11 protein-coding genes are annotated in these 13,563 nt (G+C 70.7%); 6 read left to right on the top strand and 5 right to left on the bottom strand.

The features are described from left to right. Nucleotides 1-5: 5 nt before the first annotated feature. On the top strand, nucleotides 6-467 hold the full coding sequence (locus tag LDL48_RS07525; RefSeq protein ID WP_225254290.1) for a methylated-DNA--[protein]-cysteine S-methyltransferase: 462 nt from the start codon (nucleotides 6-8) through the stop codon (nucleotides 465-467). Nucleotides 468-566: 99 nt separating this feature from the next. Here LDL48_RS07525 and LDL48_RS07520 read toward each other — a convergent pair whose 3' ends face one another. The 3 genes from LDL48_RS07520 to LDL48_RS07510 form a co-directional block, all read right to left on the bottom strand. After that, complete coding sequence (locus tag LDL48_RS07520; protein ID WP_225254289.1) at nucleotides 567-908, bottom strand: hypothetical protein; 342 nt, start codon at nucleotides 906-908, stop codon at nucleotides 567-569. A 666-nt stretch (nucleotides 909-1,574) separates the two neighbouring features. Further along, complete coding sequence (locus LDL48_RS07515; protein ID WP_225254486.1) at nucleotides 1,575-2,654, bottom strand: inositol-3-phosphate synthase; 1,080 nt, start codon at nucleotides 2,652-2,654, stop codon at nucleotides 1,575-1,577. 20 nt (nucleotides 2,655-2,674) lie between these two features. Further along, entirely contained in the window at nucleotides 2,675-3,280 is a 606-nt protein-coding gene (locus LDL48_RS07510; protein ID WP_225254288.1) for a PadR family transcriptional regulator, read from the bottom strand. A 158-nt stretch (nucleotides 3,281-3,438) separates the two neighbouring features. Between LDL48_RS07510 and LDL48_RS07505 the strand changes: the two genes are divergently transcribed. The 3 genes from LDL48_RS07505 (at nucleotide 3,439) to LDL48_RS07495 (ending at nucleotide 8,527) form a co-directional block, all read left to right on the top strand. Then, nucleotides 3,439-3,903, top strand: coding sequence for a DUF5318 domain-containing protein (locus tag LDL48_RS07505; protein WP_225254287.1), 465 nt, complete (start codon nucleotides 3,439-3,441; stop codon nucleotides 3,901-3,903). A 189-nt stretch (nucleotides 3,904-4,092) separates the two neighbouring features. Beyond that, a complete protein-coding gene (locus tag LDL48_RS07500; protein WP_225254286.1) occupies nucleotides 4,093-6,918 on the top strand; it encodes a transglycosylase domain-containing protein in 2,826 nt (941 codons plus the stop codon). A gap of 79 nt (nucleotides 6,919-6,997) precedes the next feature. Then, on the top strand, nucleotides 6,998-8,527 hold the full coding sequence (locus LDL48_RS07495) for a glycosyltransferase family 87 protein (RefSeq protein WP_225254285.1): 1,530 nt from the start codon (nucleotides 6,998-7,000) through the stop codon (nucleotides 8,525-8,527). 32 nt (nucleotides 8,528-8,559) lie between these two features. Here LDL48_RS07495 and LDL48_RS07490 read toward each other — a convergent pair whose 3' ends face one another. Both LDL48_RS07490 and LDL48_RS07485 read right to left on the bottom strand, forming a co-directional pair. Next, on the bottom strand, nucleotides 8,560-10,260 hold the full coding sequence (locus tag LDL48_RS07490; RefSeq protein WP_225254485.1) for a hypothetical protein: 1,701 nt from the start codon (nucleotides 10,258-10,260) through the stop codon (nucleotides 8,560-8,562). A gap of 844 nt (nucleotides 10,261-11,104) precedes the next feature. After that, nucleotides 11,105-11,881 carry a deoxyribonuclease IV gene (locus LDL48_RS07485; protein ID WP_225254284.1) on the bottom strand — a complete coding sequence of 259 codons (777 nt, stop codon included), beginning with the start codon at nucleotides 11,879-11,881 and terminating at the stop codon, nucleotides 11,105-11,107. 127 nt (nucleotides 11,882-12,008) lie between these two features. Here LDL48_RS07485 and LDL48_RS07480 point away from each other — a divergent pair, with 127 nt between their 5' ends. Further along, nucleotides 12,009-12,977, top strand: a complete 969-nt coding sequence (locus tag LDL48_RS07480) for a hypothetical protein (protein ID WP_225254283.1) — start codon at nucleotides 12,009-12,011, stop codon at nucleotides 12,975-12,977. A gap of 288 nt (nucleotides 12,978-13,265) precedes the next feature. Then, on the top strand, nucleotides 13,266-13,556 hold the full coding sequence (rpsF, locus tag LDL48_RS07475; protein ID WP_225254282.1) for a 30S ribosomal protein S6: 291 nt from the start codon (nucleotides 13,266-13,268) through the stop codon (nucleotides 13,554-13,556). Nucleotides 13,557-13,563: the final 7 nt, after the last annotated feature.

Genomic DNA, 13,563 nt, shown 5'->3' with positions numbered 1-13,563 from the left:
GATGGGTGCCTCTGGTGGTGGACTCTCCGATCGGCCCGCTCGGCGTCACGCTCGACGGTGAGACGGTGGTCGGCGTGCGCTTCGGCGCCGCCACCGCCGGCACCCCGGCGCGACATCGCGTGGCCGACGAGCTGGCCGCCTATTTCGGTGGCGCGCTGACCTCCTTCACCGTCCCGGTGGAACTGCGCGGCGGCTCGGCGTTCGAACGGGCCGTCTGGGGTGAGATCGCCAAGATTCCCTACGGCGAGATGCAGACGTACGGCGCGATCGCCGCCGCGCTCGGCGATCCGGGAGCGGCGCGGGCGGTCGGCACGGCCTGCAACCGCAATCCGGTGCCGGTGCTCGTGCCCTGCCACCGGGTGGTCGGCGCGGGCGGCAAGATGGTCGGCTTCGGCGGCGGGATCGACCGGAAACGACGGCTGCTGGAGCTGGAGGCGCGGGTCGCGTTGGAGCAGGCCTGGGGGTGACGTCGGATCAGGTCTTGTGCGGGAGTGGGTTGGCGTTTCGGGTCGGTCGTCTGGCGGTCGGGGTGGTGCGGTGGCCGGCCGGCTGACCGGTCGGCGGGGTCATGGTGTGCATTCGCCGCCGGGGCCGGGTGGGGCGATCGCGATCTCCGGGGGGTCGGAGCGGGCGGTGCCGACGATGCAGGCGGCGCCGGTGGAGGCCGCGCCAGTCGGGACGTCGCCAGTCGGGACGTCGCCAGTCGGGACGTCGCCGGTGGAGGCGGCGCCGGTGGAGGCGGCGAAGCGCAGGTCTGGGTGGACGACTGCGTTCTTTAGGCGCGCCGCGGTGAGGGCTGCCCGGACGTGCTCGGGCGTGAGCGTGCGGTGGGCGGCGCGGCGCAGGGACAGCTCCTGGCGCAGCATGGTGATGCAGTCGGCGGCCCGGGCCGCGGCGCCCGGTGGCACGTTGCCGCGCTGGGGTATCGCTGAGCGTTGCGCCTCCAGCGCGCGCCGGGCGCGCTCGGCGGCCGGTTCCGTGTGGGTCGGCGGGTTCGGCCGGACGGCCGGGCCGGGGGCGGTGGCTGGGCCGGGAGTGGCTGGGCCGGTTGCGGTGGCTGGGCCGGTTGTGGCTGGGCCGGTTGCGGTGGCTGGGCCGGTTGTGGTGGTGGGGCCGGTTGTGGTGGCCGGGTCCGCGCCGGTGCCCGGGCGGGTTTGGCCCCTCTGGCGGGTCGAGACTGGCGGGCGGGCCACCGGCGGAACGGTGCCGCACGTCGAGCCGGCCGGCCGGATCATCCCGGCGCGGAGCGTGGCTTGGCCCGGTGCCGCCGGTGCTGCCGAGGCGACGATGGTGACCGATGTCTCCGGCGTACCGGCTGGGGTGTTGCCTGGGCGGGCACATCCGGCCGTCGCGCCGGCCAGCGCGAGAATGACGAAGCTCGCGGCCGGCAGGCCACGTCGGACCGGACCGCGACGACGGACCGGATCGCGACGGCGGACCGGATCGCGACGGCGGGCCGGATCGCGACGGCGGGCCGGCAAGCCACTACGGGCCGCGGCGTAAGGGAGGGCCGTAACGAAACGAAGGGCCGGACCGCGAGCGGTCCGACCCAACGAGTGCGTCACGACGTGAGCCTAGCTCTCGACCTCGCCCCGGATGAAGGCCTCGACCGCCTCTTTGGCGTCGTGGTCGTTGTACTGCACCGGCGGGGACTTCATGAAGTAGGAGCTGGCCGACAGGATCGGGCCGCCGACGCCGCGGTCCTTGGCGATCTTCGCGGCCCGGACGGCGTCGATGATCACGCCGGCCGAGTTCGGGGAGTCCCAGACCTCGAGCTTGAGTTCGGCCATCAGCGGGGTGTCGCCGAAGCTGCGGCCCTCCAGGCGGATGTACGCCCACTTGCGGTCGTCCAGCCACGGCACGTGGTCGGACGGGCCGATGTGGACGTCGCTCTTCACCATCTCGTGCGGGATCTGGCTGGTCACCGACTGGGTCTTGGAGATCTTCTTGGAGACCAGGCGGTTGCGCTCCAGCATGTTCATGAAGTCCATGTTGCCGCCGAAGTTGAGCTGGTAGGTGCGCAGCAGCTCGACGCCGCGGTCTTCGAACAGCTTGGCCAGTGCGCGGTGCACGATGGTGGCGCCGACCTGGCTCTTGATGTCGTCGCCGACGATCGGCAGGCCGGCGTCGGAGAACTTCTTCGCCCACACCGGGTCGGAGGCGATGAAGACCGGCAGGGCGTTCACGAACGCGCAGCCGGCGTCGATCGCGGCCTGGGCGTAGAACTTGTCGGCCTGCTCGGAACCCACCGGCAGGTACGACACCACGACGTCGACCTGGGCGTCGCGCAGCGCCTGCACCACGTCGACCGGCTCGGCGCCGGACTCCTCGATGATCTCCCGGTAGTACGTGCCGAGGCCGTCGAACGTCGGTCCACGCTGGACGCTCACGCCGGTCGGCGGCACGTCGCAGAGCGTGATCGTGTTGTTCTCGCTGGCGACGATCGCTTCGGACAGGTCCATGCCGACCTTCTTGGCGTCCACATCGAACGCCGCGACGAACGTCACGTCACTGACGTGGTAGTCGCCGAAGGTGACGTGCATGAGACCCGGGACGCGGTCGTTGGGGTCGGCGTTGCGGTAATACTCGACGCCCTGCACGAGGGACGAGGCGCAGTTACCTACACCGACGATGGCGACGCGGACGGAGCCCATCGCGTTTGCCTCCTTGTTCATCACGGCCGGTCCTGGTGCGGACGCGGGGGTTCTGGGGGTGTCTCCCCGGCTGATGCCGCCGGGGGGCGGCCGGAACGCTCGTTGGTGATGAGCTCCTCCAGCCAGCGGACTTCGCGCTCGCAGGCGTCGAGTCCGTGGCGCTGCAGCTCGAGGGTGTACGCGTCGAGCCGGTCCGAGGCCCGGGCGAGTACTTCACGCAGGCCCTCCCGACGCTCTTCGATGCGGCGGCGGCGGCCCTCGAGGATCCGCAGTCGCGTGGCCCGGTCGGTCCGGGAGAAGAAGGCGAAGTGCACGCCGAAGCCGGCGTCGTCGTACGTCTCGGGGCCGACCTGGGCCAGCAGTTCCGCGAAACGTTCCTTGCCTTCCGCTGTGATCTTGTAGACAACGCGACCCCGCTTGCTCGTCAGCGGCGGGATGGTGTCGCTGTCGGCGGTATCGGCGGTGCCGATCCAGCCGGCCGTCTGCAGCCGCTTGAGCGTGGGGTACAGCGTCCCGTAGCTGATCGCGGCGCGGATCGTGCCGAGCTTGGTGGCGAGTTCCTTGCGGAGCTCGTACCCGTGCATCGGGGCCTCCTGCAGGAGGCCGAGGATGGCGAGTTCCAGCATTCGCCCTCCTCCGGTTGCGGCCCGATGTATCGGCCCGATACATCGCAACCGTAGATTGGAGGCGGACAGACCGCAAGACCATCATGGTTGTGCACTCGCCGCGCCACGCTGAGTGATGACTGTCGCCGTAGCCGTGGGGACCGCGTACTCTCTTCGTCGTGCGTACCCAGCGGCAGATCGTCGACTACTCGCTTCAGAAGCGAGCAGTGCTGCGTGACGTGCGCAACGGGCGGGTCGGGACCCTCGAGGTCTGTGATGCGTCTCCATACTTGAAAAACGCAGCAAGGTTCCACGGCGAGCCGACCGACGAGCGGTGTCCGATCTGCCGCCGGGACAATCTCACGCTGGTGCACTACATCTATGGCGACGAACTGAAGCAGTCGGCCGGACAGGCTCGCAAGCTCGCGGAGCTGACCGTCCTGGCCATGACGCTGCGTGAGTTCCAGGTGTTCGTCGTCGAGGTGTGCCCCTCGTGCGCGTGGAACCACCTGACCGAGCAGTACCTGCTCGGACGGGACGCCCTGACCACCGACGAACTGATCCGGGACGAAGCCATGGCCTCGTCCTCCTCCGGCCGCCACCGCGAGACCGGGTCGTCACAACGATGGGAGGGCCGTCGATGACCGTGCCCACCGTCGCTAACGTGGACACGACCCCGACCGATACGGGCATCCAGCACCGCAATCGGTCATTCTTGACATCCGACAGGGCGGCTGCGGTAGTGCAGCCCACAACGTCCGCTCGTGGCGCAGTCCAGGGAGGCCCCTCCAGGGCGTCCCTGACGTGCCACCGCGACCGGTAGGTGTGACCGAATGAACTCGTACGGCGATCCGCAGTCTGCACGCGCCCGGGCCCGAGTGCCCGGGCCGTCCGCTGCTTCCACGCCTGACGACGACCAGTCCGGCCCCCGCTATGCCGCCGAGGGCCGCCCTGCACCCGACGCCTACCGCCGGTCGGGCGGCGGCTCCGCTCCGCGCGGCGCCGCGTCGGTCGGCTCGGCCTCGGTGGGCTCCGGCGGGCGCGCGTCGGTCGGCTCGGCCTCCGCGGGACGGGCCTCCGTCGGTGCCGCCTCGGTGGGTGCCGCGCGCGTCGGTGGCCGCGCCTCGGTCGGTGAGGGCACCGGTACGCACGGTGGCCGCGCGGCCGTGGCCCGGGCGTCCGTCCGTCCCACGCCCTCCTACGACGAACTGGGCGACCCGACGCCGGTCTCGCCGGCCGGTGGCGGCGGGAAGGACAAGTCGAAGGCGGCCAAGCGGCGTCGCCGGGCGAACATCCTCACCGCCATGGCCGCGGTCGTGGTCATCCTGCTCGGCGCCGGCGTGGTCGCCGGCACCTGGTTCTTCGACGGCGTGGAGTTCAACGAGCCGACCGCCGAGGGTCAGGTCACCCAGCTGGTGGCGAGCGACGGCAAGAAGACGATCGCGACGCTCGGCGAGCAGAACCGGTCGGTGGTGCCGTACCAGAGCATCAACCCGATCATCGGCCAGGCGGTGATCGCCGCCGAGGACAAGAACTTCTACGACCACAACGGCATCGACATGAAGGGCATCGCCCGCGCCGCGTGGAACAACTTCACCGGCGGCAGCAAGCAGGGCGCCTCGACGATCACCCAGCAGTACGCGCGCCACGCCGCGGAACTGAAGGAGATCAGCTACAACCGCAAGCTCCGCGAGGCGGTCATCGCGCGGAAGATGGAAGACAAGTACGAGAAGCCGGAGATCCTCGGGCGCTACCTGAACTCGGTGTACTTCGGCCGGGGTGCGTACGGCATCGAGGCCGCGGTGAAGGCGTACTTCGGCACCAACCGGTCGGCGACGGTCCAGCCCGGTCAGAAGGGCGCGGTCACCGCCGCCGAGGCCGCCGTGCTCGCGTCGGTCATCCGGCAGCCGGAGCCGAGCAACACCACCAAGGGGTACGACCCGCAGAACGACCTCGAGGCGGCGAAGCAGCGCTGGGGCTACACGCTCAGCAACATGATCGAGAAGGGCTGGCTGACCGAGGCGACCAAGCCCACGACGTACCCGAAGGTCCGGGAATTCAACCCGTCGGCCTGCCGCACCACCTGCGGCAACGACAAGCCCACCGGCAAGATCGTGAAGTACGTCAAGCAGGAACTGCTGGCGATGGGGATCAAGCAGGAGGAGCTCAACAAGGGCGGCCTCAAGATCACCACCACGATCGACGCCGACGTGCAGAAGGCGGCCGAGACGGCGGCCGCCCGGACCAGCAAAGAGTCGCCGCTGAGCAAGCTGTCCAGCACCTACAAGTCCGCGCTGGTCGCGGTCGACCCGGAGAACGGCCGGGTGCTGGCCTACTACGGCGGTCCCGAGGGCGACGGGGTGGGCTGGGACTACGCCGGCCCGAACTACACCAAGAGCGGCTCGTTCATGGGCGGCGGCCGGCCGCCCGGCTCGTCGGCCAAGATCTACACCCTGCTCGCCGGTGTGAGCGCCGGGTACGGCTTCAACACGACCTGGGACGCCAAGAAGCTGAAGGCCAACGGCGAGAAGATCAACAACTCGGGCCGGACCAGTTTCGCGTGTGACGAGCGACGGTGTGAACTCGACAAGGCCACCGTGGAGTCCTACAACTTCCCGTTCTACTGGCTCGCCGACATGCTCGGGCCGGACAAGGTGCTCGAGGCGTACCACAAGGCCGGCGTGCAGTACGTCGCCAGCCCGACCAAGATCGGTTCGCGGATCGATCTGGGCAAGGCCAGCGAGAAGCAGCTGCGGCAGTACGGCCAGGAAGTCGCCATCGGGCAGTACGCGATCACGGTGCTCGACCACGCGAACGGCGTGGCAACGCTGGCCGCCGACGGCACCTACAACAAGGCCCACTTCGTGCGCAAGGTCGAGAAGCGGGACGACAAGACCGGCAAGTTCAAGCCGTTCCACAACGAGAAGCTCAAGCCGAAGACGGCGTTCGACAAGAACGTCATCGCGGCGATCGATCACGTGCTGCAGAAGGTCCCCGGGGCCAACAGCAAGAACCTCGACGGTGGCCGTCCCGCCATCGCCAAGACCGGCACCTGGGAGTACCAGGACGGCAAGACCGGTGAGAACGGCGACGCCTGGATGGTCGGCGCCACCCGGCAGATCGCGGCCGCGGTCTGGATCGGTCGGGAGAAGGCGCAGAAGAACGGCCAGATGAAGCTGTTGCCGATCAAGCAGGCCAACGGCGACGGCATGAACGGCGGTTCCACGCCGGGCGAGGTCTGGAAGATGTTCATGGACCTGGCCCACAAGAACATGGAGTCGAAGGAGTTCCTGCCCAACGTCGACGTCGGCGACCCGAACAAGAAGGGCAACGGCCTCGAGCCGGAGCCGGAGGTTGAGACGCCACCGGACGTCTGCAACATCCCCGGCTTCTGTGGGGACGGGAACGGCAACAACAACAACGGCGGGGGCAACGGTGGCCCCGGCAACGGCGGTCCCGGCAACGGCGGTCCCGGCAACGGCGGTCCCGGCAACGGCAACGGCAACGGGGATCAGGACGACGGCCAGGGCGACACGCCTCCCGATCCGAACCAGGGCGGCGATCAGGAAACGCTCCCCGGGTTCCCACCCAATAACACCGACGGTACGGGGGGCACCGGCACCGGTGGTGGTCAGAACACCCCCGACCAGGACGACTGATTGATTCGGCGCACGCATCCGATCCGGGTGCGTGCGCCGATCTCTGTCCGGCGCGTCCGATGCGGCATGATTCCAAGACATGAGTGCCCAGTCGTCCCCGGACACGGACAACCCCCGCCCCGACCAGGAGGATTCCCCGGCCGCCTCGGACGGTTTCGTCCGCGGCCTCTCCGAGGCGATCGGCGGCCCGCTCGGCTCGCACGCGGTGCGGCCCGGCGCCCGGTCCGGTGCGTTCTGGACCGCGACCCGCATCATCCTGGCGCTGTGCTGCCTGACCCTGGCGTTGCACTGGGTGCAGAAGTCACCCTGCATGGACGGCGACTGGCAGAAGAACATCCAGTACACCCGGCTGTGTTACACCGACGTGCTGGCGCTGTACTACGCCGAGGGCCTGAACGAGGGCAAGGTGCCGTACGCCGACCACCCGGTGGAATACCCGGTGGTCACCGGCTACTTCATGGGCGCGCTCGGGCTGCCGGTGCACGCTCTCGGTGAGCGGTACCCGTCGATCAACCAGGGCATGTGGTTCTACGACGTCAACGCGCTGGTGCTGTCCGCGCTGGCCGTCGCCACGGTCGGCGTCATCCTCGCGCTGCGCCGCCGCCGCCCCTGGGACGCCGCGATCATGGCGGTCTCCCCCATCATGTTCGTCACCGCCACCGTGAACTGGGACTTCCTGGCCATCGCGCTGGCCGCGTTCGGCCTCTACGCCTGGGTGAGACGCCGGCCGGTACTGGCCGGCGTGCTGCTCGGGCTCGGCGGCGCGGCGAAGCTGTGGCCGCTGTTCATCCTGGGCCCGCTGCTCGTGCTCGGGCTCCGCTCGCGCCGGCTCCGCGAGTGCGGGTACGCGTTCGGCGCGGCGCTGGTCGCCTGGCTGGTGGCCAACGCGCCGGTGTTCCTGCTGTACCGGGAGAGCTGGAACCGGTTCTTCGAGCTGAACACCACCCGCCCGATCGACTGGGGCACGTTCTGGTACATCGGGCGGTTCGTCGACGGCAAGTGGAACAGCGGCGCGCCCGGCGACCGCGGCCCGTTCCAGTGGCTGAGCGAGAACATCCCGGTGCTCAACTACCTCTCGTACGCGCTGTTCTTCCTGGCGTGCGCCGCCATCGGGGCGCTCTGCCTGCTCGCACCGCGCCGCCCCCGCCTGGCCCAGGTGGCGTTCCTGGTCGTCGCCGCGTTCCTGCTCTTCAGCAAGGTCTGGTCCCAGCAGTACGTGCTGTGGCTGCTCCCGCTGATCGTGCTGGCCCGCCCGCGCTGGGGTGCGATCATCGCGTGGACCGTCGCCGAGATCGGTTACTTCGCCGCGTTCTACGCGGAGCTGCTCGGGGCGGGCGGGAAACCGGTGATCCCGGAGGGCACGTTCGTGCTGGCGTCCACGGCCCGGCTGGTCACCGTGGCGGTGCTCTGTGGCCTGGTGATCCGGGAGATCTGGCGCCCGCAGCTGGACCCGGTGCGGAAGACCTACGCCGACGACCCGGACGGCGGGGTGCTGGACGACGCCCCGGACGCGGCGTGGGTGACGTCGCTGCGGCGCCGGCTGCGCCTCGCGAAGCCACCGGCGGTGGCGGCCGACCCGGCGCCGACGGCGGACGCGACGGCCGGCTAGGTTCCCGCGGCCGGCCCGCCCGGGGGCTCGGTTCAGTTCAGTCGGAAGACGACGCCGTCGTCCAGGTCCTCCCGGCGGATGCCGAGCGCGTCCACCGGGACGTCCCCGGCCCGTTCCCACGGTGTGCCCGCCACCTGCGACCGCACCAGCAGCACGGTGGAGATCCCCAGCGAGCGCAGGTACTGCACGCTCGCCGCGTCCGGGAACGACGCCACGTTCTGCCGCAATGTGGCCTGCCGCTCGGCCGCGAAGCCTCCGCTGCCGTTGGCCATGGGCTGGAACCGCGAGGTCGACCACAGCATCACGGACCGGTCCTGCAGATCGGAGGTGGGCAGCACCAGCATCGGCCCGGTCACCGTGCGCATCACCACGGGCTGCTCCGGCATCACCGGATGCGCGGTGGCGTTCCAGCTCTCCACCAGGACCAGCATCAGCGGTACGAACGTGGCCAGCCGCAGCCACGGCCCGGGCCACGGCGGTATCCGTTGCGCCGACAGGTGCTCGGCCCGCCGGACGAACTCGGCGACCGCACCGGCCGCGAGGATCGCCAGCAGCAGCGTCACCCACAGCATCAGGCGCCCCGGGATGCGGACCCCGAACGACTGCGGCAGGTGCCCGAACAGGGGCAGGTAGGTCCAGCGCCCGTCGAAGAACGTGGTCCCCAGCGTGAGGATGGTGGCACCGGCCAGGCCGAGCAGCAGCAGCAGGCGCTGCCACCATTTCCAGATCGAGAACACGAGACCGACCAGGGCGAGCGCGTACAGCACGAAGCCCGGCAGCAGCGTCATCTCGGCGGGCCAGGCCAGCGACGCCCGCGGCACCGCGTGCGCTGCGCCCCAGATCCGCGACTCCGCCGGCGCGATCAGCAGACTCTGCAACGGCGGCGAGAAGAACCGGATCTCCGCGGTGCCGGGCACGTCGGCCGCGCGCAGGTACGGCAGCGCGATCAGGGCGCCGACGCCGGCCACGATGAGCAGGCCGAGCAGGTCCGTCACCAGCAGGCGCCACCCCAGCACGGGTCGCTGCGCCGGCTTGCGCCAGTGCCGGATCGGCGCCGCGACCAGCACCACCAGCACGATCCCGGCCAGCACGTACGCGAACGGCAGGCCCAGCGAGAACCCGAGGCTGATCTGCCACGCGGTGACCAGCCACCCCATCGCAGCCCAACCGGCGTGGCGGCGCCCGGGGCGCAGGCCGCTCCGGATGGACCAGCCGTGCCCGCGGGCCAGCATCGCCAGGGCCAGCGGGATGCCTCCGGCAGAGACGATGTCGAGGTGACCTTCCTGGGCGAGCCGCCACGGCGCGTAGGCGAAGGCGGCGGCCGCCACCGAGGCCCCGGTGCGACCGGCGCCGAGTTGCCGTACCAGCGCGTAGCCGCCGACGAACAGCAGCGCGTGGGCCAGCACGAAGATGATGTTGTAGCGCAGCACCGCAGCGAACGGGCCGTCGCCGAGCATGCCGGCCGGCGCGTACCCGAGCAGGCTGTTGCCGAACGCCAGGCTGTACCGCTCCGGGAAGAACGCGTGGGACTGCCACAGCTGGGCCGGCTCGGTCAGCAGGATGTGCCCGGTCCAGGACACCAGCCACGCCTGCCGGGCCGGGTCCCAGATGTCCTGCGGCACGGTATGCATGGGATAGCGCAGGGTCGGCCAGGTGAGCACCACGGCGAGCAGCAGCCCGGCATAGGTGACCAGGGCGTACTCGTGCACGAAGAACCGGCGCACGGCGCGCAGGGCCCGCCGGAGGCGGCCGGGTGGGCGTTCGGACTCGGATGCGAACGCGGTCCACGGGTCGGGCGGGGCGCCGGGCGGCCGGGTGGTGGGGATCTTCTTGCGCCGGCGGCGGCCACGGGCCGGCCCGGTGGTCTCTTGTGGATCTTGTGAACCCGCGGCGGCTGCTGTGCTGCTCTCCGACTTGGCATCGGATGGCGGGGGGCCGAATGACTTGGGGTCGGAGGGCTTGGCGTCAAACGGCTTAGGGTCGGAGGGCTTGGCGTCAAACGGCTTAGGGTCGGAGGGCTTGGCTTCGGACGGCTTGGGGTCAGTCGGCTTGGGGCCGAATGGCTTGGGGCCAGATGGCTTGGGGTCAGATGGCTGGGCGTTGGACGGCTTGAGGTCCGACGGTTTGGTGGTGGGCGGTTTGGTGACGGGCGGGCCGTCGGCGGACGGTGGCGTCTGGAGCGCTGCCGGTTTTGCCCTCCTCCGCCACCAGCGGCGGTCCCGCCTGGGTCCGGCCAGGCCTGCCGGCTCGGCCCCGGTGGCCGCGCCAGCCGGGCCACCTTCCGGATCGGGCCGCGGCGGACCGGCGGACCGCATGGCCGGCGCGCCCGTTGCCTGCGCCGGCGGCATGCCCGCTGGTTGCGCCGGCGGCGTGTCCGGGGTGCGTGCGGGCGGCGTGCCTACCGCTTGTGCTGGCGGCGTGTCCGGGGTGCGTGCGGGCGGCGTGCCTACCGCTTGTGCTGGCGGCGTGTCCGGGGTGCGTGCCGGCGGCGTGCCCGCCGGTGGTGCCGGCGGCAGCGTGGGGTCGGCGCCGGCCCGCGGCTGTTCCGTCGTCATGCCGTACCCCCGTACCGCCGCGTCAGCTGCCTGCCCTCTCCCGGAGGAGGGCGATGTCGGCGGCCTGGCCCTCGGCACCACCCGGTGTCTCGACGATGACCGGTGCGCCGGCCGAGCGGATCGCGGCCACCACCAACTCCGGGTCGATCTTCCCACTGCCGAGGTTGTCGTGCCGGTCACGGCCGGAGTCGAAGGCGTCCTTCGAGTCGTTGGCGTGGATCAGGTCGATCCGGCCGGTGATCGCCTTGACCCGGTCGACGATGCCGGTCAGGTCCTCGCCGCCGGCATGGGCGTGGCAGGTGTCCAGACAGAACCCGGCGCCGAAGTCGCCGACCGCCTCCCAGAGCCGGGCCAGGTGATCGAACCGGCGGGCCATCGCGTTGTCGCCGCCCGCGGTGTTCTCGATCAGCACCGGGAGCGGCAGGCCGCCGTCGGACTCCGCGTACTGGAAGGCCTTTCGCCAGTTGTCGAATCCGACCGTCAGGTCGGCGCCCTCCCCCACGTGGCCGCCGTGCACGATCAGGCCCTTCGCGCCCAGCTCGGCGGCCGCCTTGGCGTGCGCCATCAGCAATTTCCGGCTCGGGATGCGAATCCGGTTGTTGAGCGTCGCGACGTTGATGATGTACGGCGCGTGGATGTAGACGTCCACCGTGGAGGCCCGCAGCGCATCGGCGTCGGCGCGGGGCTTGGGCGTCTTGTACCCCTGGGGATCGGTCAGGAAGAACTGCACGGCGTCGGCGCCGCGGGCGGCCGCCGCCTCGAGGGGCTCGGCAGGGTCGACATGGGCTCCGATGCGCATGGGACGAGCCTACGACGCGGGTGCGACGGTTTCCGCCCGCGTCACCGGCGTCCGCTTCGTCTCGTTAGCTCCATTGATCACGCTTGACTATGTGGCCGGTTGTCGGCCCGAGCTGGGAGATGGGTACATGTCGCGGCAGGTCCGACATCGGGTGATGGCGCTGGTTCTGGGAGGGCTCCTCCTGGGCACTCCGTTGCTGGCGAACGGAACGGCGAGCGCCGAGCAGGTCGAGGGCGGCCGGCAGGTGGTCTTCGGCGGTGGCGGAGTGCTCGGCCTGTCCTGCCGGTCCAACCCGGACACCGGCGCCCTGACCGTGCCCGCCGAGTCCACCGTGCGGGTGGTCAACCGCACCGGGCACAGCGCCCGGCTGCAGCTGGGCGGCACCCCGAAGGGCACCCTGCCGGACGACGGTGCGACCGAAGTGCGGTTCCGCCGGGGCACCACCGCGGTGCTGCTCAGCCCACGGTGCGCGTTCGGCGACGAATCCACCCCGGTGCTGGTCACCGCCACGCCGTCGGCGCCGCCCACCGGCATGCCGAACCCCATACCGACCCCGGACGACTCGGCGGCGCCGTCCACCCCGGTCGGGTCGGGGTCGCCGTCGGTGCCGGTCGACGACGGCTCCACGCTGCCGGACACGGTCGCTCCGCCCACCCGCCCGCAGCGGCCGGGAGCGACCCGGCCCGGTCTGCCACGGCCACGGCCGCCTCATCAGCGGCCGAGGCAGTCGGTGACCATCACGGTGCAGGCCATGCCGCAGGGTGGGTCGCAGCCGCGGGTCAAAGCCAGGACCAGCCAGGGTACGGTCACCGCGGCGCCGACGTTCGCCGGGATGCCGCCCGGTGACCACAAGACCGTGGTCACCGGCGTACCCACCCTGGATGTCTCGTCGGCCGCCGGGCCGGCGCCCGCCGCACCCACCTCGCCGCCGCCCACCGTGGCCGTGGCCGAGCCGGTGGCCGCGATGGAGCCGATGTCTAAGAACGGCCAGATCGGCCTGTTGGCGCTGATCGCGGCGGTGTGTGTGGCCGGGGTGTCCGTCGGGGCAATTCGGGCATTCGTGTCACAACGTGCATCTCGGGCAACAATCGCGTAGACTCATCACCGCAAGCTCCGCGGGGCGGCCGCGTCCAACCTCATCGGTGTGGTCGTTCCTCCCCAGGTCCCACCCAACGAATGCGGACCGGACGCCCCGCGGCTTCGAAAAAGGACCCCGTCTCCCGGGCGGGGTCCTTTTTCGCGTGAGCCGGACCTGCGGGTATGCTTGCCCGGTTCGCAGTGCGACCGCCGTGGGCTCTGACCCACGGTTTTCTCTTGCGATCGACACAAGACCTCCTGCCACGGAGAGACCGTGGCCGCTCAGCCCACAGGAGGTGAGAACGTCTTGCGTCATTACGAACTCATGGTGATCCTCGACCCCAGTCTCGAGGAGCGCACCGTTGCACCGTCGCTCGACACGTACCTGAACGTGATCCGGACCGCGGGCGGCTCGGTGGAGAAGCTCGACGTGTGGGGCCGGCGCCGGCTCTCGTACGAGATCAACAAGAAGGCCGAAGGCATCTACGCCGTCGTGGACCTGCAGGCCACTCCGGAGGCCGTGGCCGAGCTGGACCGTCAGCTCCGCCTCAACGAGTCCATCCTGCGTACCAAGGTCATCCGGCCGGAGACCCGCTGACGCTCGT

Origin of the sequence: Jidongwangia harbinensis, from assembly GCF_020216025.1 — a bacterium.
Lineage (GTDB): Bacteria > Actinomycetota > Actinomycetes > Mycobacteriales > Micromonosporaceae > Actinoplanes > Actinoplanes harbinensis.
This window is presented reverse-complemented; position numbering and strand designations above follow the sequence as displayed.

Bases quoted from the DNA above. Each gene is read 5' to 3' on its own strand.
- LDL48_RS07515 (WP_225254486.1), bottom strand. From the start codon at position 2,654: ATGGGCTCCGTCCGCGTCGCCATCGTCGGTGTAGGTAACTGCGCCTCG.
- LDL48_RS07510 (WP_225254288.1), bottom strand. From the start codon at position 3,280: ATGCTGGAACTCGCCATCCTCGGCCTCCTGCAGGAGGCCCCGATGCAC.
- LDL48_RS07500 (WP_225254286.1), top strand. From the start codon at position 4,093: ATGAACTCGTACGGCGATCCGCAGTCTGCACGCGCCCGGGCCCGAGTG.
- LDL48_RS07495 (WP_225254285.1), top strand. From the start codon at position 6,998: ATGAGTGCCCAGTCGTCCCCGGACACGGACAACCCCCGCCCCGACCAG.
- LDL48_RS07485 (WP_225254284.1), bottom strand. From the start codon at position 11,881: ATGCGCATCGGAGCCCATGTCGACCCTGCCGAGCCCCTCGAGGCGGCG.
- LDL48_RS07480 (WP_225254283.1), top strand. From the start codon at position 12,009: ATGTCGCGGCAGGTCCGACATCGGGTGATGGCGCTGGTTCTGGGAGGG.